Source organism: Pseudenhygromyxa sp. WMMC2535 (genome assembly GCF_011083025.2).
Genome location: NZ_JABJWV010000001.1, coordinates 5,431,847 through 5,455,756, shown reverse-complemented (window position 1 = coordinate 5,455,756; position 23,910 = coordinate 5,431,847). Strand labels below are relative to the sequence as shown.

Below are 23,910 nucleotides of genomic sequence, written 5' to 3'. Positions count from 1 at the left end.
ATCCAAGCTATAGCGGCGTTCGTGCCAACGCGATCACGCCCATGGCCGAGCAAGCTCGGCCTCACCTTGCCCGCCCTCGCGCTCTCGGCCATCGCCTGTCGCACCACCTCGGGGCCCGACACCACCGCTCCCGACGCTGCCCCGGCCACGCCCCCAGCGACGAGGCACAGGCCGAGCCCGCGCTCGAGCCCGCCCTGCGCGTGCGGATCACTCCCGCGCTGACCCCCGCCCCCACCGTCGCCGTGCAGATCGAGCTGCACGGCCCCGCCGAGCCCGCCCCGAGCCTGCAGCGCTGGGGCATGCCCGGCCCCCTCGCCGACCAGACCCTCGCGATCACGGCCACCGACGCGCGCGGATCGATCGACGTCGAGCTCGAGCGCGACGACGCCGGCGGCCTGCACCTCATCCTCGCGCGCGCCCCCCCAGCGGCCCCTGCGCCTCGACTACAGCCTGGCGCCCACGCCCACCGCGAGCGCCAGCTTGCCTCGCCTGAGCGTCGACGATGGGCTCTTCTTCGCCACCGGCGAGGCCCTGCTCCTGCTCCCCGAAGACCCGGAGCGCCTCGCCGATCGCCTGCGCCTGGACCTCGACGTCGACCCCGCCGCCTTCGTGGACCCCAACGCCGACGCCTCCCCCACCGGCCTGCCCGAGGCCCGCGCCGCCTCGAGCTTCGCCGCGACCGCGTCCACCAGCCTCGAGGGCTGGCCGTTCGAGCTGCGCCGCGCGGCCTTCATCGCTGGGCCGCTCGAGTGGGTCGAGCTCGACAGCATGAACGGCCACGACCGCTGGCTCGGCGCCGGGCCGAGCCGCTTCGACCACCGCTGGTCCGCGGCCGAGACCGCCGGCGTGCGCACGGCCATCGACGGCGCCATCGGCCTGCCCACCCTCGATCCCCTGGTCACCCTGCTCATCTCCGGCCCGCGCGCGCCCACCGAGCCGACCTTCGTGGTCGAGCTGCGCGGCCGCGGCCTGGTGGTCCACGCCGATCAAAACGCCTTTTGGGACGCCAGCGCGCGCATGAACGTCGCCCAGGCCCTGAGCGCGCGCTGGCTCGGCGGCCGCGTGCTCGTCCACGAGGCCCCCGAGCTCGACCACCCCGAGGCCCGCACGCTGTGGTTCACCGCCGGCACCACCCGCTTCATCGCCCGCGAGCAGCTCTTCGAGCTCGGCCTGCTCGCCGACATCGACTACGCCGCCGAGATCGACTGGGTCGAGCTCGAGCTCGCCACCAACCCGCTGCGCAACCTCGACTCGGCGCAGCTCGCCGCGATCGTCGACAGCAAAGATCCCCGCGCCGGCCTCGTCCGCGCCCTGCTCACCGCCCGCGGCGCGATCTACATGGCCTGGCTCGACCAACGCCTGCGCACCCGCGACTCCAAGTGGGGCAACGACGGCGTCAGCGAGTCGCTGCGCATGTTGGTCTCCGACGCCGTCGCCAAGCAGCGCCGCGAGTACCCCCTGAGCGAGCTGCTCCACTTCGCCGCCTTTCAGCTCGACTACGAAAACCCGCCCGAGGCCATGCTCGACCAGAAATTTCAGGCCGTCGTCGGTGACGGCCAGCGACCCGAGCTCCCCGCCGACACCTACGGGCCGTGCTTCTCCCCCAAACGCCGCAAGCTCCGGCCCTTCGCCCTCGGCTTCATCGACACCAGCGAGCCCGGTGCCGAGCGGCCCAGCTTCACCATGCTCGACCCCGAGGGCCCCGCCGCCGCCGCTGGCCTGCGCGCGGACGATGTCCTGGTCGAGCTCGACTATCTCCCCGGGGATCCCAAGTCCGAGGTTCGCCTGAAGGTCGAGCGTGGGGGCGAGGTCGTGGACATCGACTACCTGCCCGAGGGGGCATCGACGCGGGTGATCCAGTGGGTTCGGGATCCCTCGGTGCCGGTCGAGGCTTGCGTGCGCTGAGCCGCCTCAGGGTATCCGATGGCCAAAGAAGTAGCGCACGCCGTCCTCGTAGCGCTCGGCCTCCGGGCTCGCCAAGAACCGCTCTGCGATCGCCGCCGCCTGTAGCGGGCGCCAGCGGCCCTTGACCTTGGGATCGAACATCGCGCGACAGTCGATGCCTGTCGCCGCCTCGAAGCGCCGGCGCACCCAGCTGGGTAGATACTTGTACTTCGCCGTCGACAACGCGATCAGCCGCTCAGCCATACCTCGTACGCTCGTGAGCTCTCCTCGCCACAGCAGCACCTCGTCACTTCCAAAGCGGTTTGCCAGTTCATCACAGCGCGCCGCTACGGAGCTCCTGTACGCATCGAAGCGCCGACCACCGAGACCACTGAGCGTTGGGACAATCGCAGAGTCGATCACAGAGGCGACATACATGAGGATGACGCTGTCTTCATCGTCTTCATCGTCAGGATCACTCGCAATCGACTGGAAGATCTCGAGCATCGTGGGGACATCCTTCAGTCGCCCACGGAGCGCCAACGCCTCACTCCAGTAGCAAAGTCCCTCTGCCATGAGCTGACCTGTCGACAGGCGCACGAGTAGTTCTTCAAACGCACTTCCTGGCTCCGCGAGCCCCATCAAGTCACGACATGATGTATGAAGAACGTCATGACTCGCGCCTGCCACATCCAGCGCAACGCGAACATGACGAAAATCTCCACACACCGCGCTCTGATAGGCTGAAACCCAGGCCTTCCCGGGGTCAATCCTAGGGTTTGAAAACGAGGACTTCGGGGGCGAAGTCGAAAACCCGAAGCACCCCTTCCCCTCCCAGTCAAAATCCGTGTACATCACAGCGCCACCACCCGATCATTGAAATCCCGGCCCCCCTTCCGCCTCGACCTTCACGTCCGTGGACCAAGCCCACCGCGACGACCACCACGCACCACTGTCGCCCCAAATGATCGACCTGCGCGCCGCCCCCCGCGACCATGGAGCTGGTGTTCCGCGTGATCTGCATGGGCGCCCAGGCAGCTTACTCCCCGGGCACGACAGGGTCGACAGCAAACTTGGGCCGCCTAGAGCGGCGACCAGTTTGAATTCGGTGAGCTACGCCGCATTTGCCAGCTTCGGGCACTCCAGCTCATGCTGGATGACCTGCAGATTGACGAGCACTGCCGCTCGCGTGGAGTCGTACTCATTCTTGCGCATGCCGAGGTAGCGAGCTCGGTTGCCTTGGCGCTGGCCGACATGAGTGAGCGTATGCTCGACGACGACGCGCTGTCGCAGTCGCGCGCGTCCGCGCGGTGCTCGTTGGAGGACCCGTAGTTTCGCTTGCAACGGCTCGTTGGCGGCGATTCGGAGGCCTCGGCCCCGGTCCGAGGTCGTGCACTTGGGCTTGAGCTCGCAGGCGTTGCAGACATCAGCCTCGAAGCGGGCGCTCTCGCCGAGGAGCATGGGTTGGGTCTGTCCCCCTGGGCAGGTCACCGTCTGGCTGACGAAGTCGAGGCTGAAGTCGGTCTTGGCGAATTTGTCGCCGTTGGACTGCCGCCATGGCTTGCAGATGACCTCGACGCCGCTGGCCACGAGTTCGGGGACGTCCGAGCTCTCGATGTAGCCCCGGTCGAAGTGCAGGCTCGCGAGTTCGAGGCCCAGATGTTCGACTCGGTCGACGAGCGTGGGGAGGCTGTCTTTCTCCGGCTGGTTCGCCGGAGCCACCGTCACAGCGAGGATGAGCTTGGTGTGAAGACTGACGACGACGTGGCGCTTGTATCCGTTGAAGGACTTCGTCTTGGTCTTGCGACCGTGACGCATGTCGGGGTCCTCGACGGACACACGCCGGTCTTTCGCCACGCCCCGCTTGATGCGCTGGCCTCCGCGGTCGGGGTCGGGCTCGAGATCCTGTCCACGTAGCTGCTCGAGTAGCGCGAGCTGGTCTTGCAACGGAGGCTTGCTGCTCTCGCTCGACAGGTTCGTCTCGACCCACTGTTCGAGCGTCTCAATCTGTCCGAGCAAACGGTTCAACGCCGCGCTCTTGGCCGCAGGGTTGGACCAGTCGATATCGAGCGCCTTCTTGATGCTCGGCTCCGCGAGCAGCGGGATGCCGAGCTCGTCGACGAGCAGCTCCGCCGGTCGAGCGCGTAGCTCGGCGACGCACAGCACGACCTTCCACGCCGCGTGAGCGAGGAGGTTGAAGGTGTCCTCGACCCGACCCGCACCTCGAAGCGGGCTCGAGTCCACGGCGACGTCGAGCTTCTTGGGCAGCTTCTTGAAGTCGAAGGCGCCAGTTCGCTTGGCGAGCTCCCGAGTGCGCTCGAGCAGCTTGCGGTCCATGTCGTGAGCGATGAGCCGCTCGCGGAAGTTGAACAGCGAGCCCTGGGAAAACGGCGGGTCATCGCAACCAAGGCAGCCGAGGACCAGCTGCCATCGAGCATCACAGGCGGCGAGTTCGACGGCCTCCGAGTCCGACGCGTTGGAGTAGCCCTGAAGCAGTAGGGCCATGGCGAGCAGTGCGGGCGGCATCGGGTTCTTCCCGGCTCCGGTGTCGCGGTACATCTGCTCGAGTTCGGCTTGGAAGTCGTCGTCGAACAGCTCGAGCCGGTGGTCACACAGGAAGCCAAACAGCTTGCGCTTCTTGCCGACGCGCTTGCGGATGCGGGCTTCGCGGGGAGACAGAGTGACGGGAGGGTTCCAGCGGGGGAGCGTCATGCGTGGCCTCGTGCGAGGCCTACGGGATCACGACCGCCAGACGTTGTCGAACCGCGCCGCTAAGCGATCGGAATCTATTAACAATTCAAACTGATCGCCGCTCTAGGAGCCCGCTCAGCTCGCCCGCGCCAGCTCCCCTGCGTCCGCCTTTATCAACCCGCGCTCGCCAAACCACGCGACCTCGTCGCGGATCGTCTCTTCCATCGGCCGAAAGCGGACCCCTAGCTCGCGCTCGCTCTTGCTGGAGTCGAAGCGAGTCCGCTCCGCTTCTCCGCGCACCGTCCTGACAGTGGCCATGCTCAGCAGCACGGGGCGCCCGGTCAGCCACGCGTAGGCCTCGCTCAGCGTGGCGATCACATAGACCACAGGCACGGGGATCTTGCGCTTGGGGCCCTCGCGTCCGGTCGCCCGCGTGTAGATCTGCAAGAGCGTCGCCGCGTCCACGTGGCGCCCGGCCGCGAGGTAGCGCTCGCCTCGGCGCCCCTTCGTGGCCGCGGCGATCATCGCCTCGGCCACGTCGCGCGCGTCCACGAAGGCGAAGGTCGTCGGGGGGATGCCCGCCAAGTCACCGTGCATGAAGTCGAGGGTGAATTGACCGGCGGCGGTCGGGCCGGCGTCGCCCGGGCCGTGCATCCAGGCGGGGAGCACGAAGCAGCCGTCGACCTCGGGGTGGCGGTCGAGGAAGGCTTCGACCTCACGGTCGGAGTAGAGCTTGCTGCGGTAGTAGTCGCTCTCGACCGGCTCTTGGCGCGCCATGGTCTCGTCGATGGTCGAGCGCGGCGGGCCGTCGAGCACGGCGGTGGAGCTCGTGTGAACGAAGCGACGGATCCCCTGGCGATGCGCCGCCTCGAGCAGCTCGCGCGTCCCCTGGACGTTGACGCGCTCGAGCTGGGCCCAGTGGCTGCCGCCCTGGAAGCTCTCGCGAAAGTAGGCCGCGGTATGAAAGAGCACATCCGTGCCCTTCAGCGCCGCTTCGAAGCCCCCGATGTTCAACATGTCGCCGACCACGACCTCGACGCCCTCGAGGCCCTCGAATTGCGCGCGAGCCTTGTCGGCCGAGCGGGCGAGGGCGCGGACTCGGATACCCTGCGCGACCAGGGCGCGGACGAGGTTGGAGCCGAGCAGGCCCGTGGAGCCGGTGACGAAGGCGAGCGTTGGCTTGGTCTTCATGGCGCCCATGGTGATCCGCGACGCCTGCCGGCGGTACACCCAGGGGCGACAACCTGTTTTTCACCAATGAAAAACAAATGCATCCCTGAGCGCAGTATCCGTTGATGAAGGCCAGCCTGCGTGAGATCGTTTTTAGGTGACAAAATCCCAGCAGCCCTCCTGGGACGACCTCAAGATCCTCTTGGCGGTCCACCGACACCGCTCCTTCCTGGCCGCGGCGCGGGAGCTGGGCATGTCCACGGCGACCGCGACCCGGCGCATGTCGGCGCTCGAGCATAGCCTCGGTCAGAAGCTGGTGATCCGCACGAGCCAGGGGACCTTCGTCGAGCCGGGCGCGGAGGCCCTGGTCCGCGCGGCCCGGGACTTCGAGCTCGAGATCGGCGGTCTGCACCGCGCGGGGCAGATCGATGGCGAGGTCAAGATCTCGGCGGGCGGCGGCTTCGCGCCGGCCCTGGTCGAGGTGCTCGAGACGCTGCGCCGCAGCCACCCCAAGCTGCGCTTCGAGCTGGTGATCGAGAACCGCCGCGCGGCGATCGGCCAGCGCGAGGCGGACATCGGGCTGCGCACGGTTCGCTCGCGCTCCGCCGACGTGGTCGAGCGCAAGCTCGGCGAGCTCCAGCTGGGACTCTACGGCGCGCGCGCACTGATCGAGCGCCTCGGCGGCGCAGCGGCCGTGGCCGACGACCTCGGCCGCGCCCCCTTCGTGGTTCAGCACGAGCAGGCGCAGCTCGGCGGCCTCGGCCGCCTCCTCGCCGAGTCCAAGGCCAACGTGGCGCTGTCGACCAACTCTCCGCGGGTGCTCCAAGACGCCATCTGCCTGGGCGTGGGCCTCGGCGTGCTCCCGGTCGCCGTGGGCAGCAGCGAGCCCGGGCTCCTGCGCCTGCCCCTGCCCGAGGCGCTCCCGGCCCTGCCCTGTTGGACCGCCGTCCACCGGGAGCTGCGCGAGGTCCCGAGGATCCGCGCGACTCTCGACGCCCTCGCCGACTACTTCGACGCCCACGTGGACGCGGACGGAGCTTGATTCAGGCGACCCGAGCCCGCTCCCAACTCGCGGGGCTGTCTTCGACCGCGAGCTTGTCGAGTCCGGTCGACCCCTGTCCGGCCCACGGGCTCCAGTTCAGTCCTCGTCGCTGTCTTCGCCGCCCTCGCCGCCCTCGCCCCCCTCTTCGCCGCCCTTGTAGCCGCGGGCCAGCTTGCGCTGGAGGCTGCGCCGGTGCATGCCCAGGCGCCGCGCGGCCTCGGACACGTTGCCCTGGCAGTCCGTCAGCACGCGCTGGAGGTGCTCCCACTCGAGCTGATCCAAAGGCGTGGCCGTGGTCGCCGCGGGAGCGTCGAGGAGCACCGGCTCGGTGCGGTCGAAGGCCGCGAGCAGCTCGTCGATGGACGCCGGCTTTGTCAGGTAGTGGACGGCGCCGAGCTTGATCGCCTCGATCGCGGTGGCGATCGAGCCAAAGCCGGTCAGCACGACCATGCGCAGCCCCGGCAGCAGCCGGCGCAGCTTGGCGACGACCTCGAGGCCGCTGTGCCCGGGCATGCGCAGATCGATCACCGCGCGGTCCGGTCGCCAGGCCTCGGCCTCGGCTAGAGCCTCGTCGTAGTCGTGGGCCACGACCACCCCAAAGCCGCGCCGGCGCAGGCCGCCGGCGAGGGCCGTACAAAAGGCGCGATCGTCATCGACGATCATGATGGTCTCCGCGCTCGAGGGGCTGTCTGCGCTCATGGCTGGTCCTCCATGTCGGCGTGGGCCAAGGGTAGCTCGACATGCGCCGTGGTGCCCTCCCCCGGGGTCGAGTCGAGCTCGATGCTGCCCCCGAGCTGGCGCAGGTGGGCGCGGGCGAGGTAGAGGCCCAGACCCATGCCCTGGCCTTCCGGCCGCGTGCTGTGAAAAGGATCAAAAGCCGCGGCCAGGCCCTCGGCGTCCATGCCCACCCCCTGATCTCGGACCTCGATGATCAGCCGATCCCCCCGGGCCTCGAGCGCGACCGACACACCCCGGCTGTGATCTCCGGTCTGCCGGCAGGCCTCGGCCGCGTTGCTGACCAGCTCGCGCAGCAGCTGGCTGAGGACCTCGAGGGGCTGGCGACAGTGGCGGGTGGCCACGTCGCCGCGAGCCTCGACGCGCAGCGGCGGCTCGAGGGTCGGGAGCGCGTCGAGCTCGGTGAGCAGCGCGGTGATCGGCCAGGAGTGGCCGACCCCCAGGGCGCTGACCCGCAGCTCGGGGCTGGCCATGCGCGAGACGATCAGCTTGCAGCGCGCGACCTGCTCGCGCACCGTCTCGCGGGCCTCGTCGGCCTCCTCCTTGGACATGTGTGGGAGCTCGTCGACGAGCAGCGCGATCGTCCCCAAGGGCGTGCCGAGCTCGTGCGCGGCCCCGCCAGCGAGGGCGCCGATCGCCGTGAGGTGGCGATCTTCGAGGGCGACCTGGCGCAGGCGCGCGAGCTCGTCGCGCTGGCGAGCCAGGGCCAGGGCGATGCGCTGGACGAACACGGTGATCAGCGCGCCGACGATGCCAAAGGCGACCCACATGCCGCGCTGGTGGCCCTCGAAGTGCTCGCCGTGGCCGCTCGCGGCCTCGGCCTGCGCGCTCGCCTCGCTGCCAGTGTGCATGTCGTGCATGTCGTGCATGGCCTGCTCGCCATGTCCGTCGTGCTCGTCATGCTCGTCATGTCCGTCATGGGTCATGGGCGAGCCGCCGTGCTCCATGGAGACCATGGTCACCGCGTCCTCGACCGCGTGCGCACCCTCCTCGACGGCCGCGAACGCGAACAGCCCCGCGAAGCAGGCCACGCAAAAGCCCGCCAGCGCCCAGGTCCAGCGCGGCGAGACCTGCGTGGCCAAGGTGATCGGCAAGAAGTAGAGGGTCGTGAAGGGGTTGGCCGGGCCGCCGCTGAGCGCGAGCACGAAGGTCAGGGCGACGACGTCGATCAGCAGGTGGCCGACGGCGAGGCCTTCGCTGGCGCGATCGTGGCGCAGCGCCGACATGCTCCCGAGGTTGAGGCCGGCCCAGACCGCGACGCAGATCATGATCGCCAACGGGTGCTCGCTCCGCGGGATCAGGCCCGCCGGCAAGCTGTCTCCCGCGAGGACCGCCAGGATCACCGCCGCGCCGACGAGGGCGACCAGCACCCAGCGCGCGGCGATCAGGTTGCGCAAGGTGATGCGCGCGTTGGCTGGAGGGAGCGCTCCCACGGGCCGCTGGCGATCGCCCTCACCGCTGACTTTGTCGCGCGCGCCCATGCGCCGCTCACTCTACGCAAAAGCCGAAGCTCAGGCTGTCCTGGGCCCCGCCCTCGGCGAGCTCGAGCGCGAAGGCGACCTCCCAGTAGCCCTCCATGTACAGATCCAAGCTGGCGACGCTGTACTCCCCGGGGTTGCCGGTCGCGCTGACCACGGGGGCGACGCTGCTGCCGTGGCCGTGATCGGGCATGGTCGGGGTGACGGTGATCCCGAGCTCGTCGAGAACCAGGCCGTCGGCGTCCGTGAAGTTCAGCACCCAGGTGTTGTCGCCCATGGCCGGCGGCGCCGGTGCGGCGGACACGAAGGTCGCGCGGACGAGCTCCCCCGAGCGGCTCAGGCCCACGGCGAAGTGATCACCGCGCGCTTCCTGGGCGCAGACCGAGCTCTCGGTGTCGCTGTCCTCGTCCTCACCGTGGTCGTGGTCTTCCTGGCAGGTGCCCAGGCCATCGTGGATGTCGCAGATCTGCCCGGCTTCGATGTCGCAGTCCGTCGCGCTCTCGCAGGGAGAGCCGATGCCATCGTCGTCGCAGGCGAAGAGCACGAGGCACAGCGCCGCGATCGGTCCGAATGCGCAGGTCCGAGACATGGCGGCAGGCTAGCCGGCGTGGCTGGGTCCACGGCTGCGACAAGATGTCGCGGCGTCATCACGTCGCAGGACGCCTGTGCGCCGCCGGGCTAGGAAGCCGCGTGCCCTCGCCCTCCCGCTCGCTCGCCGCGCTCGTCCTGCTCGCGCTCGGCGGGCTCGGCTGCCTGTCGAGCTTCGCGCCCAACTTGCGCGCACGCGGAGTCCACGAGGCCCTGCACCCGCAGACCACGGGCGAGGTCTGCATGGGCTGCCACGTCAGCGAGCGAGACGCCCTGGCCCAGCCGGACACGCCCACGGCCGCGCCGATCGTCGCCGACTGGATGCTCGCGGACGAGCGCAGCTGTACCGGCTGCCACCGCGTGCGCGAACCGAGCCCCGGGCGCCACGCCCAGCGAGGAGCGGGCCCGCGTGTGCCCTGAACGTCGCAGCGCGCTCTGCCCCCGCCGCCCCGCCCTGAACGCGCCGCGGCGGGTGCTCGCGGCGCTCTCGACCTTGCTCGTGGCCGCGGCCCTCGCCTTGCTCCCCGCCCGCGCCCGCGCCCACCACGTCGCCGGCCACGGCAGCTCCGAGGGCGTGCGCAGCATCAACAGCCTCGGCAGCCGCGGGGCCTCGGCGAGCACGCGGCTGATGCTCCTCGACGAGTTCACCCACACGGGCTCCGGCCTCGTCCCCGCCCAGCGCAACGAGCTGACCTTGCTCGGCGAGTACGCCCCGATCCCGGCGCTCTCCTTTGGCGCCCAGCTGCCCTTCACGGTCATCGCCGAGCACCCCACCGACGCCGAGGACCAGACCCACGTCGGCTACGGCGACACCCGTGCCTTCGTCCGCATGACCCCCTACGCCGACAAGCTGATCCACCGCACCTTGACCTTCGGTGTGGCGGCGAGCTTCCCCACGCGCAGCTTTCGGACCACCGTGGACGCCGGCCGGACCTGGACACTCACGCCGAGCCTGATCTTCACGCGGACCTACGCCAAGCTCTACTGGCAGGCCCTCGGCCTGGCGACGATGGAGTGGCGTCCTGCCGGCGTCGCCCTCGATCTCAGCGCGGGCGCCCAAGTCGGCGGCCGCCTGCTCGAGGGCAAGATCGCCGTGGGCGGCGGCGTGCTCGTCGACGTCCGCACGGTCAACGCCTGCCGCAGCGTCGCCGGCGAGCTGGCCTACTGCGCGGGCAACCGCGCCGGCGAGCAAGAGCGCGAGGTCGGGGCCACGCGCGCGACGGCCCTGGCGACCTTCGCCTGGAACATCGACACGCGCTGGTCCCTCAACCTCTCGCTTCAGGCGCCCTTCACCCCGCGTCGAGACTTCGACTTCGGGACGAGCGTGGGCGTGGGCGTGGTGTTCTGAGCAAACGCCCACGCCCACACCCACGCCCACGCAAGCCGCGACTACTGGCAGTACACGCCGATCTGGAACTCGTAGTTGTACGAGCCCGCGCCGCCACAGCCCACGCCCACGTTGGGCAGCGGGTTGCACGAGTTGGCGACGTAGTACTGGCTGTTGGGGACGATCGAGGTCCCGGCCGGGCAAGGGTCGCCCCACTGGTTGATGAACTCCTGCGTGTCCCAGGTGCCGCCGGTGAACAGGTCGACGTTGACCTGGGCGCCGTCCTCACAGTCGGCGAGCATCTCGGCCGCGGTCCCGCCGGCGATGCACATCTTGCGGGTGCCGACCGGCTCCGCGCTCACGGCCGAGGGCGCGTCGCAGCAAAGATCCACGGTCACGATCGCGTTGCTGCCGTCGTGGGTGCAGTCGGTGACCAGGGCGGCGTCGACCGGCGAGCTGATGTCGCTGCCCACCTGCTGGTTGCAGGCGTTGCGGTAGTGCCAGCTCGACAGGCTGCTCTCGGCGTTGGCGATGGCGTCGTCGCAGGTCCAGCCGGGATAGTAGAGCCCGCCCACCGCGGCCTGCTCGTCGAGGTCACAGGTCAGCCCGGGAGGCGCCTCGCAGCACAGATCCACGGTCACGATCGCGTTGCTGCCGTCGTTGGTGCAGTTGGTGACCTGGGCGGCGTCGACGGGCGAGTCGATGTCGCTGCCCACCTGCTGGTTGCAGGCGTTGCGGTAGTGCCAGCTCGACAGGCTGCTCTCGGCGTTGGCGATGGCGTCGTTACAGGTCCAGCCCGGGTAGTAGAGCCCGCCCACCGCGGCCTGCTCGTCGAGATCGCAGGTCAGCGTCGAGGCGCGCAGCGATTCGTCACCGGAGGCGCTCACGTCGAGGCCCTCGCTGGGCTCCATGGCGATCGGCTCGTAACCGGCCTCATCGACGTCGCAAGCCGAGGTGAGGGTAGCGAAGGTGGCGAGAGCGGTGAGGACGAGGTGCTTGGAGGTCTTCATGCACCGCCCCTTTCGTCGCCAGCGTCAGCGATCGAACGCAGCTGGCTCAAAAAAATTCACGACGCTCCAGCGTTGCCGGGTGCCGCCCCCGCCGCCGTCCTCGCGCTCGCCGCCGACATCGCGGAGAAGGACCACCAAAGCCCGCCTGCGCAGCATCTGCGGGACTCCCAGCCCCGGCGCCTGGCATGCTCGAAGGGTGCACGCCCACTCCCGCCCCCCCGCGGTCTCGGGTCGCTTTTATCCGGGTCGACCAGCCCAGCTCGCCGAGACCGTCGACGAGCTGCTCGACGCGGCCCCCCTGCCCGCGCGCCCGGGCGCGTCGATGGCTGTGCCCCAAGCCGTGCCCAAGGCCCTGATCGCCCCGCACGCCGGCTACGTCTACTCCGGCCCCATCGCCGCCAGCGCCTACGTCCACCTGCGGGCCGCGGCGGCGCGCATCCATCGAGTCGTGCTCCTCGGCCCGGCCCACCGCGTCTACGTCGAGGGCGTGGCCCTGCCCGCCGCGAGCCGCTTCACCACCCCCCTGGGCGCGCTCGAGGTCGACGCCGAGCTCGCGGCCCGCGTCGCCGCCTTGCCCTTCGTGGTCCACAGCGACGAGGCCCACGCCCTCGAGCACGCCCTCGAGGTTCAGCTGCCTTTTTTGCAGCGCGTCTTGGACCACTTCACGATCCTCCCCCTGGTCGTCGGCGCGGCCAGCCCGACCCAAGTCGCCGCGCTCCTCGAGCAGGTCTGGGGCGGCCCCGAGACGCTGATCGTGATCTCCAGCGACCTCTCCCACTACCACGGCTATGACCAGGCGCGGCGCCTCGACGCGGACACGGCCGCGCAGATCGTCGCCAACCATGGCCCGGGCATCGACCCGAAGCGCGCCTGCGGAGCGCGCTGCATCGACGGCCTGCTCGAGCTCGGGCGCCGGCGGCCGCTGGACATCGAGCTCCTCGATCTGCGCAGCTCTGGAGACACGGCCGGCCCCCGGGATCAGGTCGTGGGCTACGCGGCCTTTTGCGTCCACGAATACGAACACGAACACGAGGTCTTGCCATGAGTACACGCGGCGACATCCTCCTCGGCCTGGCCCGCGCCGCCGTCGCGGAGACCCTGGGCATGCGCTGGCCGCTGCCGCCGGCGGCCACCATCGAGGCCTCCCCCTGGCTCCAAGAGCCCGCGGCGACCTTCGTGACCATCGAGCGCGGCGAGCAGCTCCACGGCTGCATCGGGACGATCGAGGCCCACCGCCCGCTGCGCGAGGACGTGGTCCACAACGCGCGCATGGCCGCCTTTCGCGACCCTCGCAGCCGACCTCTGCGCGCCGACGAATTCCCCAGCGCCCACTTCAGCGTCTCCGTGCTCGGGCCACGCTCGCCGCTGCGCTTCACCACCGAGGCCGAGGCCCGCGCGGCCCTGCGCCCCGAGATCGACGGCCTGGTGCTGCGCTGGCGCGGCCACCGGGGCGTGTTCTTGCCCCAGGTCTGGGGCTCGCTGCCCACGCCCCGCGAGTTCCTCGATCACCTCAAGCGCAAGGCCGGCCTGGGCATGGATTTTTGGGCCGCCGACGTCCAGCTCGAGCGCTTCGAGGTCGACAAGTACTTCGAGCCCCACCACGCCCAGCCGCCGAGCGCCCGCGACTCGGAGCGGGCGTGAGCGCCCACCCGGCCCGCTACTGGCACCCCCGCGCCGACGGCCGGGTCGTCTGTGATCTCTGCCCCCGCGAGTGCGCCCTGTCCGAAGGCCAGCGCGGGCTGTGCTTCGTGCGTCAAAACCAAGGCGGCGCCCTGGCCCTGACCACCTACGGCCGGTCCTCGGGGCTGTGCATCGACCCGATCGAAAAAAAGCCGCTGAGCCACTTCTACCCCGGGTCCTCCGTGCTCTCCCTGGGCACCGCCGGCTGCAACCTCAGCTGCAAGTTCTGCCAGAACTGGGACATCTCCAAGTCCCGCGACATGGACACGTTGGCCGAGACAGCCTCGCCCACGGCGATCGCCGCGGCCGCCTCGCGCCACGGCTGCAAGAGCGTGGCCTTCACCTACAACGACCCCACGATCTTCATCGAGTACGCCATGGACATCGCCGCGGCCTGCCACGAGCGAGACCTGAAGACCGTGGCCGTGACCGCCGGCTACATCCACGCCGCGCCACGTCGAGACCTCTATGCGGTCATCGACGCCGCCAACGTCGACCTCAAGGGCTTCTCCGAGGACTTCTATCGCTCGCTGACCGGCGCCCACCTGCAAAGCGTGCTCGAGACCCTCGAGTACCTCGCGCGCGAGACCGCCGTCTGGCTCGAGATCACGACCTTGGTGATCCCCGGGCACAACGACGGCGAGGCCGAGCTGCGCCGCCAGTGCGAGTGGATCCTCGAGCACCTCGGGCCCGAGGTGCCCCTGCACTTCTCGGCCTTCCACCCCGACTTCGAGCTCCTCGACGTACCCGCGACCCCGCCCGCGAGCTTGCGCCGGGCCCGGGCCATCGCCAGGCAGGTCGGCCTGCGCCACGTCTACACGGGCAACGTCCACGACATCGAAGGCGACACCACGAGCTGCGCGCGCTGTGGGCAGGCGCTGATCATCCGCGACTGGTACGCGCTGCTCGAGTATCGCCTCGACACCGCGGGCGCCTGCCCCAGCTGCGGCGCTGCGCTGGCGGGCTGCTTCGATCCTGCACCCGGCGACTTTGGACGCCGACGCCTGCGCGTACGGCCGTGAAGCTCGAAGGCGAACGCCTCAGGTCCCCGGCGGCTTGGAGCCGGGCGGACGCTGCTGAAAGCCGCCGGGCTGCCCCTGGGGTTGACCGCCCTGCGTGGGTCGGGGCGGATAGCCGCCCTGCTGCGGCTGTTGTTGCTGCTGCGCGTAGCCCTGCTGGCCGTGCTGCGCCTGCGCGTAGCCCTGCTGGCCGCCCTGCGTGGGCCGGGGCTGATAGCCGCCCTGCTGCGGCTGCTGCGGCTGCTGCTGGGCATGGCCCTGCTGGCCGTGCTGCGTCTGCGCGTAACCCTGCTGACCCTGCGGCTGCTGAGCGTACTGCGCCTGCGCGTAGCCCTGCTGACCCTGAGCGACACCCGGCTGGCCGGGCTCCGCGGGCACGGGCAGCGAGGGCACCTGCACGCCACACAGGCGCGCGAACACATAGCCCGCGCCAGCAAAGACGATCACCGCGGTCAGCAGCGTGGTCAGCGAGCCCGCCACGGCCGACCAGCTCGGCCACAAGAAGATCGTGGTCAGCAGGTTGTCGAGGCTGAGCACCGTCGTCACGGCCCCGCTCAGCGCGATCGCGCCGGCGGTCAAGCGCATGGCCTTGGGGAACTGCTCGTGGTTGGTGCGCGGAACGCCAAACATGAGCGCGCCGCCCAAGGTGATCGCGCCGACGAGCAGATCGGGGAGCACGATCTTGAGGGTGGCCAAGAACTCGTCGAAGGTGATCAGCAGGTGCAGCAGGCCCTGGAGGCCGCCCGCAAACAGCGCAGTGCCCACGAGGAGCAGCGCCGAGATGATCACCTTGAGCCCGAGCTGATCGTCGTCCTTCCACGGACAGCCAGGCGCGAACAGCTTGCCCAGCACCAAGAGCAGGTAGATCACCCCGGCGATCGGCAGCGCCCACAGCCCTCCGACGAGGGTGCTGAGCGAGCCGCCGGATGGCAGCGTGGGGATCGAAGGCGCGAGCGCGAGGGGGATCGACATCTCCCACACTCTACCAGGTGTGGGTCTCGCTCCGCTGCACCCAAAACTGAGGCGCGCGCGCGAGATTACAGCTGCACTGGAAGCATTCCGGCCTGCTAAAAAATGGCGAGACGCGCATCGAATATGCCTTTTGCGCGCACACGATTTTCAATGATTCGCGACTAGAACTTACATGTATGCAGGCACGATCATCAATATTTCCATGCCTCGAAAAACCCGACAATTCGCGCTCCCAGACGGCATTTTTCAATCTTCAACGCAAAAATCCACTGTCACTGAACCGGCACTCTGCGCGATTCGAAATCATCACTTGCAAAGTATGATGTAGATGGTCAACAGTGAATTGGTGCCCCTGAGTTCGTTCAAGTTTCACACCCAGCGCGGCCACGCACGGCTGCGCTTCACCGACGGTCAGGGTCGAGATCTCGAGGGACACGCGGTCCTCCCCATGGCGGCCTTCACCGCGGACCTCATCGCCGAGATCGCCAGCCGAAGCCGGGGCAAGCTCCGCGGCTTCAGCGTCGATCTCGGGCGCGGTGTGCTCCGCGCGACCATCGACAAAAACGGCAGCGTAGAGGTCGTGCGCATCGATGGACGCGACTTCGAACGCGAGATTCGCCCGCGCTCCGGGGCGCTGATCGAGTGGGCCGAGTACCACTTTGGCGGCAAGCTGGAGCCCGATTGGTCGTGACGCCGGCGCTGATCTCGAGTCGCGCGCGGGCCGTGGCCGCGCCACTTCGATGTGCGAGACTGCGGCCATGGCCAGGCTGTCTCTCGCGCCCCTCGCACTCCTCGTCTCGCTCGCCGGCTGCGAGCGCGGCCCGAGCGTGGCCCCCGAAGACAGCGCGCAGGCGCAGACCCAGACCGACGCCGCGGCCGGTAGCGAAGGTGGGGACCTCGCGGCGCGAGCCGACGCCCTCGCCCACCGCGTGCTCATCCTCGACGGCCACGTCGACGCGCCCATGAAGGCGGCCCAGGCCGCGGAGCAGGGCCAGCCCCCGCCGCCGGTCCACGACCACGCGCAGACCAACTTCGACCTCGCCAAGGCCCGGAGCGGAGGCCTCGACGCCCCCTTCATGTCGATCTACACGCCGGCCTCGCTGCAGGCCGAGCCCGGGGCGAGCAAGGCCTTCGCCGAGGCCAACATCGACTACGTCCACTCCCTCGCGGCCGAGCACGCCGAGGTCTTCGCTCTCGCGCGCACGCCAGACGAGGTCCGCGCCAACTTCGCGGCCAACAAGATCTCGCTCCCCCTGGGCATGGAGAACGGCTCCCCCCTCGAGGGCGAGCTCGCCAACCTCGCGCACTTCCACGCCCGCGGGGTCCGCTACATCACCTTGGCGCACAGCGAGGACAACGCGATCTGCGACTCGTCCTACGACGATCGCCACACCCACCAGGGCCTCAGCGCCTTCGGCCGCGAGGTCGTCGCCGAGATGAACCGCCTGGGCGTGATGATCGACGTCTCGCACATCTCCGACGACGCCTTTTGGCAGGTGATGGACCGCAGCGCGACGCCGGTGATCGCCTCGCACTCCTCGTGCCGCCACTTCACGCCGGACTTCGAGCGCAACATGAGCGACGAGATGATCCGCGCGCTCGCGGACCAAGGCGGGGTCATCCAGATCAATTTTGGCGGCTCGTTCTTGTCTGCCGACTACCGCGCGGCCAGCGACGCCCAGCGCGAGGAGATCATGGCGCAGTTCGAAGCCCGCGGCCTGAGCTGGTCCGACCCCGAGGGCCAGGCGCTGGCCGATGACTACCGCGCCGCGCACCCGATCCCCCCGGTCGACGTCGCCCTCGTCGCAGATCACATCGACCACGTGGTCGAGCTCGTCGGGGTCGAGCACGTCGGCCTCGGCTCGGACTTCGACGGCGTCGGCGACAGCTTGCCCACGGGCCTCGAGGACGTCTCGATGTACCCGAACCTGCTGCGCCTGCTGCTCGAGCGTGGCTACAGCGAGGCCGACATCGAGAAGATCTGCTCGGGCAACGTGCTGCGCGTGTGGCAGGCCGTGGAGGACCACGCCCGCACACTCGCAGGCTGAGCGGGCGTTCGCGTCGCCGCCGCCGCCATGCTAGGCATGGGCGTGGCCAGCCCATCCGACGCGCCCAACATCGCCATCTACGCCGACTACGAGAACGTCGCCCTCGGCGCCCGCGAGGCCAAATACAAGAGCTTCGACATCGAGCTGGTGCTCGAGCGCCTGCTCGAGCAGGGCAACGTGGTCGTGCGCAAGGCCTACTGCGACTGGACGCGCTACAAGGCGGCGCGCAAGGCCCTCCACGAGCGCGGCTTCGAGCTCGTCGAGGTCCCCCACGTGAAGATCTCGGGCAAGAACTCGGCCGACATCCGCATGGTCGTCGACGCCCTCGACCTGGCCTACACCAAGCCGCACGTGTCGATCTTCGCGCTGATCACCGGTGACAGCGACTTCTCGCCCCTGGTCGGCAAGCTGCGCGAGAACGGCAAGCACGTGATCGGCATCGGCGTGCGCAAGTCGACGAGCGACCTGCTCGTCGAGAGCTGCGACGAATTCATCTACTACGACGACCTCGTCCGCGACCGCAAGGGCGCACAAAAGTCGACCAAGACCCGGCGCAAGACCTCGGCGTCTTCCTCCGAGGAGCAGCGCAAGCTCGAGGCCCTCGAGCTCGCCCTCGACACCGTCGAGGCCATGTTCCGCGATCGCACCGGGACCTTGTGGGGCTCGATGGTCAAGCAGGCGATCAAGCGCAAGCGGCCCAACTTCTCGGAGAGCTACCACGGCTACCGCAGCTTCAACGAGCTGCTCGAGGACGCGAGCGCCCGCGAGCTGCTGGTGATCGAGAAGGACGCCAAGTCCGGCGGCTACGTGGTCGTCGAGCTCGGGCCCGAGGCCTGAGAGGCCTGAAGCTCGCGCCCGATGCTCGCGGTCCGAGCGCTCAGCAGGCCGCGGCCGCGGCCGCGGCCGTGACCGTGTAGGGCGGGAGCACGTTGAGGCGCTCGAAGTCGAGGCCGAGGCTCTGGACCAAGGTGATCAGGTCGTCGACGTGCAGGCGGCCGCTGGCGAAGGCCGCCTCGATCGCCAGGGGATCCCCGATCTCCTCGCGCTCGTCCTCGCTGACCGCCACGGCGCGGCGGCGGCCGTCGGGGAAGTGCAGCGCGAAGGCTCGCATCCCGGGGTCGGGCTCGCCGTGGATGACCACGACCCGGACACCGCGGCGGATCGCCAGCTTGGTCCAGCACGAGCTCGGGCGCAGGGCCAGGCGCCCCGACTCGTCGGAGAGCACGGTCCAGCCCTGGTCCCGGCAGTGGCGCAGGTACTCTCGGTCTGGCCGGCGGTCGCGCTCGTCCTCGACGAGGCCGAGGACGGCGATACCGGGCACGGGCTCACCGATGACTTCACAGTCGCGGTAGCCGGAGTCGGCGAAGATGGCCTCGACTTCATCGTCGTCGAGGTCGCCCTGAATCATCACGAGGCTCAGCTGCATGTTCAATCGCTGACAGGGTTGGTCGCGGGAACCGGGGCAATGGGACCACGGTAGGCAGAGCTCGGCAAAGATCCGACACATAGGCGCTGAAATGACGTCCAGGCAGGGCTGAGATCGCTTTTCTTGCGATCTCGAGGCACGCTGGATCTCCAGTTTTTTTCCTGGCTGGCGCGGCTTGGTGAAGGCCGCGCTGCTGCCTCGCGGCTCGGGTCATTCGAGCCACGTGGCAGCAGCGTGGCGCCGCCCTCAAGCGCCTGGAGCTGCATCCGCGTCTGCGCCCGCGTCCGCGAAAGCCCGGACCTCGGCCAGGGCGCGCTCGAGGCCCTCGAGGTCGCCGGCCGAGGCCTCGCTGCGGCGCGCCTCGAGCACCGCCGCGGCCGCCGCTGCGCGCCGCTGGGCCTCTGCCTCGTCACCGAGGGCCCGCGCCGCGCGGCCGATGTCGAGCTCCACCTCCCACAGGTGCTGCGAGCCGAGGCGGGCGAGGCCCTCGCGGGCCTGCGTCGAGGCTGCGCGCGCGGCCTCCCAGTCGCCGCGCGCGAGCTCGCAGCGGCCGAGCTCGAACAGGGCGATGGCCGCGTACTCGTGGCGACCGACGGCCTCGCAGGTCTCGTGACCGCGGCGAAAGCTGGCCGCGGCCTCGTCGAGATCCCCGCGGGCCCGGAGCACGCGGCCCAGGCCCACGCGGGCGTCCGCCGCCGAGGCCACGTCACCGAGCTCGCGGCAGATCGAGATCACCCCCAGCATCCCGCGCAGCGCCTCCTCGCGCGCGGGCTGCTCGTCGCGCTCGGCCAGCACCATGGACAGGTTGGCGAGCTCGATCATCTCGCGGCGGCGCAAGGAGAGCGCCCGAGCCTCGCGCAGGGCCGCCCGAAAGTGGACGATGGCCTCGCCCTCGCGGCCGCGGCCCGAGTCGACCACGGCCTGCACCGACTCGGCACAGTAGAGCGCAAGCGGCTCGCCGCAGGCCCGGGCCTCGGCGGCGGCCTGCTCGGCGTGGGCCTCGGCCCGCCCGAGCTCGCCCCTGCGCGCCTCGACCCAGCCGAGCTCGCGCAGGGCGAGGACATGGAGCACGCGCAGCTGCGGCTCGGGAGTCGCCTCGACCACCGGGCCGAGGACCTCGGCTGCTCCGCGCCAGTCGCCGAAGCGGGCCAGGGTGTGGCCGAGGGCGACCCGAGCCTCCCACTCGGCCTCGAGGCGCGCGGCCTCGCCCCCGAGCAACGCGGCCGCGGAGGTCTGCGCCCGCGCCAGGGCCTCACGCCCGACCCGCGCCGACTCGTCGAGCTCGCCCTTGCCGAGGTGGCAGCGCGCCAGGGACAGCGCGGCCTCGAAGTGGACCAGGGCCAGGGGCTGGAGCGGCCCGGCGGCCCCGGGCAGCCGCGACTCGTCCTCGCCGCCGCGCCGGGCCAGGCGATCGAGGGCGGACGAGGCCGCGCGCAGCCGCGTGATGCCCTCGGCGAAGCGACCGACTCGCGCGTCCAGGGTCCCGGCGAGGGCGTCGATGCGCGCGCGCTCGGCCGCGCCGAGGACCCCCAGAGGATCCCCGCCAGCGCGCTCGAGGGCCTCGACGGCGACCTGGGCGTGCTCGAGGGCCCGCTCGGCGGCGTCGTGATCGTGGCGCCCGAGCGCCTCGCGGGCGGCGTGCATCCCCCAGGCCAGAGTCCGCGGCCAGTCGGCGATCGCCCGGTAGTGCCCCGCGAGGATCTTGGCGATGCGCTCGGGCGCGTCGAGGCCGACGAGGGCCTCGACCACGGCGCGGTGCAGCCGGCGACGCTTGCGGGTGCCGATGCGCTCGTAGAGCACCTGCTGGACCTTGGCGCTGCGCAGGGCCAGCTCGACCTCGCCGCCGGCGACGGGATGCTCGACGAGCAGGCCGCGGGCCACGGCCTCGTCCACCAGATCGTCGAGGGCCCCGCCCTCGCCCATGCCCATGGCGCGCTCGAGCACCTCGAAGCGAAACTGCTCGGCGATCACGGCGGCGACCTCGAGCACGCGCAGCAGCGGCTCCTCCAGCGAGGTCAGCTGGTCCCCCACGGCCGAGCTCAAGCTCGCGGGCAAGACCTCACGGCCGAGGCGTTCGCTGACCCAGCCGCCGGCTCCGTCCTCGGCCGGGTGGATGCGCTCGCTGGCCACGAGGTGGCGGATCAGCTCCGAGAGGTCGTAGGGGTTGCCGCCGCTGACCCGCCGCAGACGGCGGAGGTCGCGGGGGTGGATGTGCAGGCGGCCGAACACCGCCTCGAGCCAGGCACGCAGCTCGTCCTCATCGAAGGGGGCGAGCACCAGGGTCGTCCGCGCCCGCAGCCCGACGAGGCCGAGCAGCCAACGCGAGAGCTCCGTGCCCGCGTCGGCCCGCGCGGCCTCGCTGCGCGCCGCGGCCACGAGCACCACCGGGGCGCGGGCGTGACCGCCACGCAGGAGGTAGCCCAGAAACTCGAGGTCGCGGCTCGGCGCCCGGTGAAGGTCGTCGAGCACCAGCACCACGGGGCCCGCACCACCTGCCCCATCTGCAAAGCGCCGCTCGAGCTCGGCGAAGCCGCTGCGTCGGTCCGCGCCGACCTCGACCTCGTCGTCGCGCTGGCCGGTGCCGGCCCCGAGCATGCGCAAGAAGGTCTCGGCCGCTGGCGCCCGGTCGCCGTCGTGGGCGTAGAAGCGACCCTCGAACACGGTCGCACCGGTCGCGCGGGCGTCCTCGGCGAAGCGCCGCAGCAGCCGGGTGCGCCCCGCCCCGGCCTCGCCGAGGACCAGCGCGAAGGGGACCTCGCCCCCGACCTGCGCGACGGGCAGGAGATCGAGGAGCGCGTCGAGGTCGAGGCGACGCCCGACGAAGGGCGGCATGGCCAGCGCCGCCCGGACCCGCTCGGCGTCGTCCTCGGGGTCCTGGGTGGGCTCGTCGCGGGCCTGGGTGGGCTCGTCGTGGAAGCCCTCGGACTCGCCGGCGCCCGACAGCGAGGCGCCGCTCGAGGTCAGCGGACCCCAGCCCGCCTCGCCCTGGCTCCCTCCTCGGCCCGACCCGCGACCCGCGACGGCCGTGCGCTGAGCCGTGAGGCGATCGCTGCCGGTGCCCAGAGCCATCGCCGCCAACGCCAGCGCCGAGCCGGGGCGCGCCGCCGGGTCGTGGGCGAGGGCGGCCGCGATGGCCGCGCAGATATCCGCGGACAGGTCGGGGACCAGCGCCCGCGGATCTTCGCGCTCGCCCTCGCAGATCCGCACCACGGTGGTCACGGCGTTGCTCGCTCGATAGGGCGTCACGCCGGTGGCGAGCTCGTAGAGCATCACCCCGAGGGCGAAGATGTCGCTGGCCGGCCCAAAGGCCCCGGACTCGATCAGCTCCGGGCTCATGTAGCCGTAGGTCCCGACCAGGCGCTGGGGCCCCTCCGGGCGCAGCTCGGGCTCGTCTTCGAGCACGGCGGCCAGACCGAAGTCGAGGACCTTGACGATCTCGCCGCCGTCGTCGCTGCGCGCGAGCATGACGTTGCCCGGCTTGAGGTCGCGGTGGACCACGCCGCGGCGGTGACCGGCCTCGACGGCCTTGCACACGTCCGCGAAGATCTCGAGAGCCCGCGCCAGGGGCGGGCGCCCGGCCGCGAGCACCCGCGCGAGGGTCGGGCCCTCGACGTACTCCATCACCATGTAGGGCCGGCCGTCCTCGGCCTCGCCAAAGTCGAACACCTGGACGACGTTTGGGTGGCGGACGCGGGCCAGAGCTCGAGCCTCGCGCAAGAAGCGAGCTCGGTTGCGCGCGCTGCTGCGCTGCGGGAGGACGGACTTGATCGCAACGACGTCGCCGAGGGGGCGGCGCTTGGCCGCATAGACCGAGCCCATGCCGCCGGCACCGATCTGCTCGGTGATCTCGTACTTGTCCGCGATCACCCGACCCGGCCGCCACTGCGGCTGAGCGACCTGGCGCTCGCTCATGGCGCGCGCTCCTCGACGCGCTCGGCCTGTCGCGCGTCTGCTGGGAGCAACCCACGCGCGCGCGCGCGACCGACCAGCCGGCCCGGGTAGTCCGTCATGATCGCGTCGACGCCCAGGTCCATGAGCATGTTCATCTGCGCTTCTTCGTCGATTGTCCACACATGAACCTGGAGGCCGCGCTCATGGGCCGCGCGGACGAAGCCCCGCTCGACGACCCGCAGGCCGTTGTGCGCCACGGGGACCTGGAGCGCGTCGAACTCCACGGGCAGCACGCCGGCCAGGCCGACGCGCGCTGCCGCCCAAAACGAGAAGATCTCCGCCTTGCCCGCCGAGGTCGCCACGCTGCCCCGGGCGAGGTTCCGAAACCCACGCACGAGGGCGTCCTGCTCGCTGGCGACGAGCACGCGATCATGCACCCTGCGATCGTCGATGAAGCGCCACAGCGCGGCGATCATCGCCGGCTGGGCTTGCTTGATCTCGATGTTGACCCGCACGCTGGCGTCGAGCTCGAGCACCTCCTCGAGGGTCGGGACGAGCACCCCCCGACCGCGGAAGGGGAAGCTGTGGCCGTCTGGGGTGAAGTGGTAGCCGGCGTCGAGGCGGCGCAGCTCGGCCAGAGAGTACTCCCAGACCTTGCCGCGTCCGTTGGTCGTCCGCTCGAGTTCGTGATCGTGGAAGCAGACGATGTGCCCGTCGCGGGTCATGTGGACGTCGGTCTCGATCCACCCGCAGCCCGCCTCGAAGCCCCCGCGGAAGGCCTCCATGGTGTTCTCGGGCCACAGCGCAGCGCCCCCGCGATGCGCGAAGCAGGCGAGCCCTTCGGTTCGAAAGTATGGCCGGGACATCTAGGAGCCCGCGCTGGGTTCCACCACGGGCTCCTAGCAGCCGCGCGAGCGTCGAGGACGGGGACCTCGCTGCGCGAAGACGT

General features: G+C 70.5%; 22 protein-coding genes. 11 read left to right on the top strand and 11 right to left on the bottom strand.

Annotation, left to right across the window (positions count from 1 at the left end):
* The first annotated feature begins 21 nt into the window (after positions 1–21).
* Both G6O69_RS21465 and G6O69_RS21460 read left to right on the top strand, forming a co-directional pair.
* Positions 22–222 carry a hypothetical protein gene (locus G6O69_RS21465; protein WP_176397009.1) on the top strand — a complete coding sequence of 67 codons (201 nt, stop codon included), beginning with the start codon at positions 22–24 and terminating at the stop codon, positions 220–222.
* A 258-nt stretch (positions 223–480) separates the two neighbouring features.
* On the top strand, positions 481–1,905 hold the full coding sequence (locus G6O69_RS21460) for a hypothetical protein (RefSeq protein ID WP_172305375.1): 1,425 nt from the start codon (positions 481–483) through the stop codon (positions 1,903–1,905).
* Positions 1,906–1,911: 6 nt separating this feature from the next.
* On the opposite strand, the gene G6O69_RS21455 is transcribed toward G6O69_RS21460, so the two are convergent.
* The 3 genes from G6O69_RS21455 to G6O69_RS21445 all read right to left on the bottom strand — a co-directional run bounded on the left by G6O69_RS21455 (position 1,912) and on the right by G6O69_RS21445 (position 5,766).
* Entirely contained in the window at positions 1,912–2,148 is a 237-nt protein-coding gene (locus tag G6O69_RS21455; RefSeq protein ID WP_176397008.1) for a hypothetical protein, read from the bottom strand.
* An 849-nt stretch (positions 2,149–2,997) separates the two neighbouring features.
* Positions 2,998–4,596 carry an IS1182 family transposase gene (locus G6O69_RS21450; protein WP_172305373.1) on the bottom strand — a complete coding sequence of 533 codons (1,599 nt, stop codon included), beginning with the start codon at positions 4,594–4,596 and terminating at the stop codon, positions 2,998–3,000.
* Positions 4,597–4,710: 114 nt separating this feature from the next.
* On the bottom strand, positions 4,711–5,766 hold the full coding sequence (locus tag G6O69_RS21445) for an SDR family oxidoreductase (protein WP_172305372.1): 1,056 nt from the start codon (positions 5,764–5,766) through the stop codon (positions 4,711–4,713).
* A gap of 136 nt (positions 5,767–5,902) precedes the next feature.
* Between G6O69_RS21445 and G6O69_RS21440 the strand changes: the two genes are divergently transcribed.
* Positions 5,903–6,787 carry a LysR family transcriptional regulator gene (locus G6O69_RS21440; protein WP_172305371.1) on the top strand — a complete coding sequence of 295 codons (885 nt, stop codon included), beginning with the start codon at positions 5,903–5,905 and terminating at the stop codon, positions 6,785–6,787.
* A gap of 96 nt (positions 6,788–6,883) precedes the next feature.
* On the opposite strand, the gene G6O69_RS21435 is transcribed toward G6O69_RS21440, so the two are convergent.
* From G6O69_RS21435 to G6O69_RS21425, 3 genes are read right to left on the bottom strand one after another with little or no spacing between them, the layout of a single operon-like run.
* Positions 6,884–7,486, bottom strand: coding sequence for a response regulator (locus G6O69_RS21435; protein WP_172305370.1), 603 nt, complete (start codon positions 7,484–7,486; stop codon positions 6,884–6,886).
* Complete coding sequence (locus G6O69_RS21430) at positions 7,483–9,003, bottom strand: ATP-binding protein (RefSeq protein WP_172305369.1); 1,521 nt, start codon at positions 9,001–9,003, stop codon at positions 7,483–7,485. Before G6O69_RS21430 ends, G6O69_RS21435 begins: the two co-directional genes overlap by 4 nt.
* A gap of 7 nt (positions 9,004–9,010) precedes the next feature.
* Positions 9,011–9,589, bottom strand: coding sequence for a FixH family protein (locus G6O69_RS21425; RefSeq protein WP_172305368.1), 579 nt, complete (start codon positions 9,587–9,589; stop codon positions 9,011–9,013).
* On the opposite strand from G6O69_RS21425, the gene G6O69_RS21420 reads away from it, so the two are divergent.
* Positions 9,571–10,008 carry a hypothetical protein gene (locus tag G6O69_RS21420; RefSeq protein ID WP_176397007.1) on the top strand — a complete coding sequence of 146 codons (438 nt, stop codon included), beginning with the start codon at positions 9,571–9,573 and terminating at the stop codon, positions 10,006–10,008. The two genes, G6O69_RS21425 and G6O69_RS21420, sit on opposite strands and share 19 nt — an antisense overlap.
* Positions 9,998–10,936 carry a hypothetical protein gene (locus G6O69_RS21415; RefSeq protein ID WP_172305366.1) on the top strand — a complete coding sequence of 313 codons (939 nt, stop codon included), beginning with the start codon at positions 9,998–10,000 and terminating at the stop codon, positions 10,934–10,936. Before G6O69_RS21420 ends, G6O69_RS21415 begins: the two co-directional genes overlap by 11 nt.
* 41 nt (positions 10,937–10,977) lie before the next feature.
* On the opposite strand, the gene G6O69_RS21410 is transcribed toward G6O69_RS21415, so the two are convergent.
* Positions 10,978–11,925, bottom strand: a complete 948-nt coding sequence (locus tag G6O69_RS21410; protein ID WP_172305365.1) for a hypothetical protein — start codon at positions 11,923–11,925, stop codon at positions 10,978–10,980.
* A gap of 196 nt (positions 11,926–12,121) precedes the next feature.
* Between G6O69_RS21410 and amrB the strand changes: the two genes are divergently transcribed.
* The 3 genes from amrB to amrS are packed head-to-tail and all read left to right on the top strand — an operon-like array spanning position 12,122 to position 14,627.
* Positions 12,122–12,970, top strand: coding sequence for an AmmeMemoRadiSam system protein B (amrB, locus tag G6O69_RS21405; RefSeq protein ID WP_346017074.1), 849 nt, complete (start codon positions 12,122–12,124; stop codon positions 12,968–12,970).
* Positions 12,967–13,566 carry an AmmeMemoRadiSam system protein A gene (amrA, locus tag G6O69_RS21400; protein WP_172305363.1) on the top strand — a complete coding sequence of 200 codons (600 nt, stop codon included), beginning with the start codon at positions 12,967–12,969 and terminating at the stop codon, positions 13,564–13,566. The genes amrB and amrA overlap by 4 nt, the downstream gene beginning before the upstream one ends.
* Positions 13,563–14,627 carry an AmmeMemoRadiSam system radical SAM enzyme gene (gene amrS, locus G6O69_RS21395; RefSeq protein WP_172305362.1) on the top strand — a complete coding sequence of 355 codons (1,065 nt, stop codon included), beginning with the start codon at positions 13,563–13,565 and terminating at the stop codon, positions 14,625–14,627. Before amrA ends, amrS begins: the two co-directional genes overlap by 4 nt.
* An 18-nt stretch (positions 14,628–14,645) precedes the next feature.
* Here the strand turns inward: amrS and G6O69_RS21390 are convergent, their stop codons facing one another.
* Positions 14,646–15,596, bottom strand: a complete 951-nt coding sequence (locus G6O69_RS21390; RefSeq protein WP_172305361.1) for a hypothetical protein — start codon at positions 15,594–15,596, stop codon at positions 14,646–14,648.
* A 328-nt stretch (positions 15,597–15,924) separates the two neighbouring features.
* On the opposite strand from G6O69_RS21390, the gene G6O69_RS21385 reads away from it, so the two are divergent.
* The 3 genes from G6O69_RS21385 to G6O69_RS21375 all read left to right on the top strand — a co-directional run bounded on the left by G6O69_RS21385 (position 15,925) and on the right by G6O69_RS21375 (position 18,481).
* Positions 15,925–16,287 (top strand): hypothetical protein, encoded by a 363-nt coding sequence (locus tag G6O69_RS21385; protein WP_172305360.1) that lies wholly within the window; start codon positions 15,925–15,927, stop codon positions 16,285–16,287.
* A 67-nt stretch (positions 16,288–16,354) separates the two neighbouring features.
* Positions 16,355–17,644: a dipeptidase gene (locus G6O69_RS21380; protein WP_172305359.1), complete on the top strand. Its 1,290-nt coding sequence runs from the start codon at positions 16,355–16,357 to the stop codon at positions 17,642–17,644.
* A gap of 42 nt (positions 17,645–17,686) precedes the next feature.
* Positions 17,687–18,481 carry an NYN domain-containing protein gene (locus G6O69_RS21375; protein WP_172305358.1) on the top strand — a complete coding sequence of 265 codons (795 nt, stop codon included), beginning with the start codon at positions 17,687–17,689 and terminating at the stop codon, positions 18,479–18,481.
* 40 nt (positions 18,482–18,521) lie between these two features.
* On the opposite strand, the gene G6O69_RS21370 is transcribed toward G6O69_RS21375, so the two are convergent.
* The 3 genes from G6O69_RS21370 to G6O69_RS21360 all read right to left on the bottom strand — a co-directional run bounded on the left by G6O69_RS21370 (position 18,522) and on the right by G6O69_RS21360 (position 23,827).
* Positions 18,522–19,070 (bottom strand): hypothetical protein, encoded by a 549-nt coding sequence (locus G6O69_RS21370; RefSeq protein ID WP_172305357.1) that lies wholly within the window; start codon positions 19,068–19,070, stop codon positions 18,522–18,524.
* A 246-nt stretch (positions 19,071–19,316) separates the two neighbouring features.
* A complete protein-coding gene (locus tag G6O69_RS21365; RefSeq protein ID WP_172305356.1) occupies positions 19,317–22,982 on the bottom strand; it encodes a serine/threonine-protein kinase in 3,666 nt (1,221 codons plus the stop codon).
* The gene (locus G6O69_RS21360) at positions 22,979–23,827 is read right to left on the bottom strand and encodes a glycerophosphodiester phosphodiesterase (RefSeq protein WP_176397006.1); all 849 of its coding nucleotides are present in this window, start codon (positions 23,825–23,827) and stop codon (positions 22,979–22,981) included. Before G6O69_RS21360 ends, G6O69_RS21365 begins: the two co-directional genes overlap by 4 nt.
* Between the last annotated feature and the right edge of the window lie 83 nt (positions 23,828–23,910).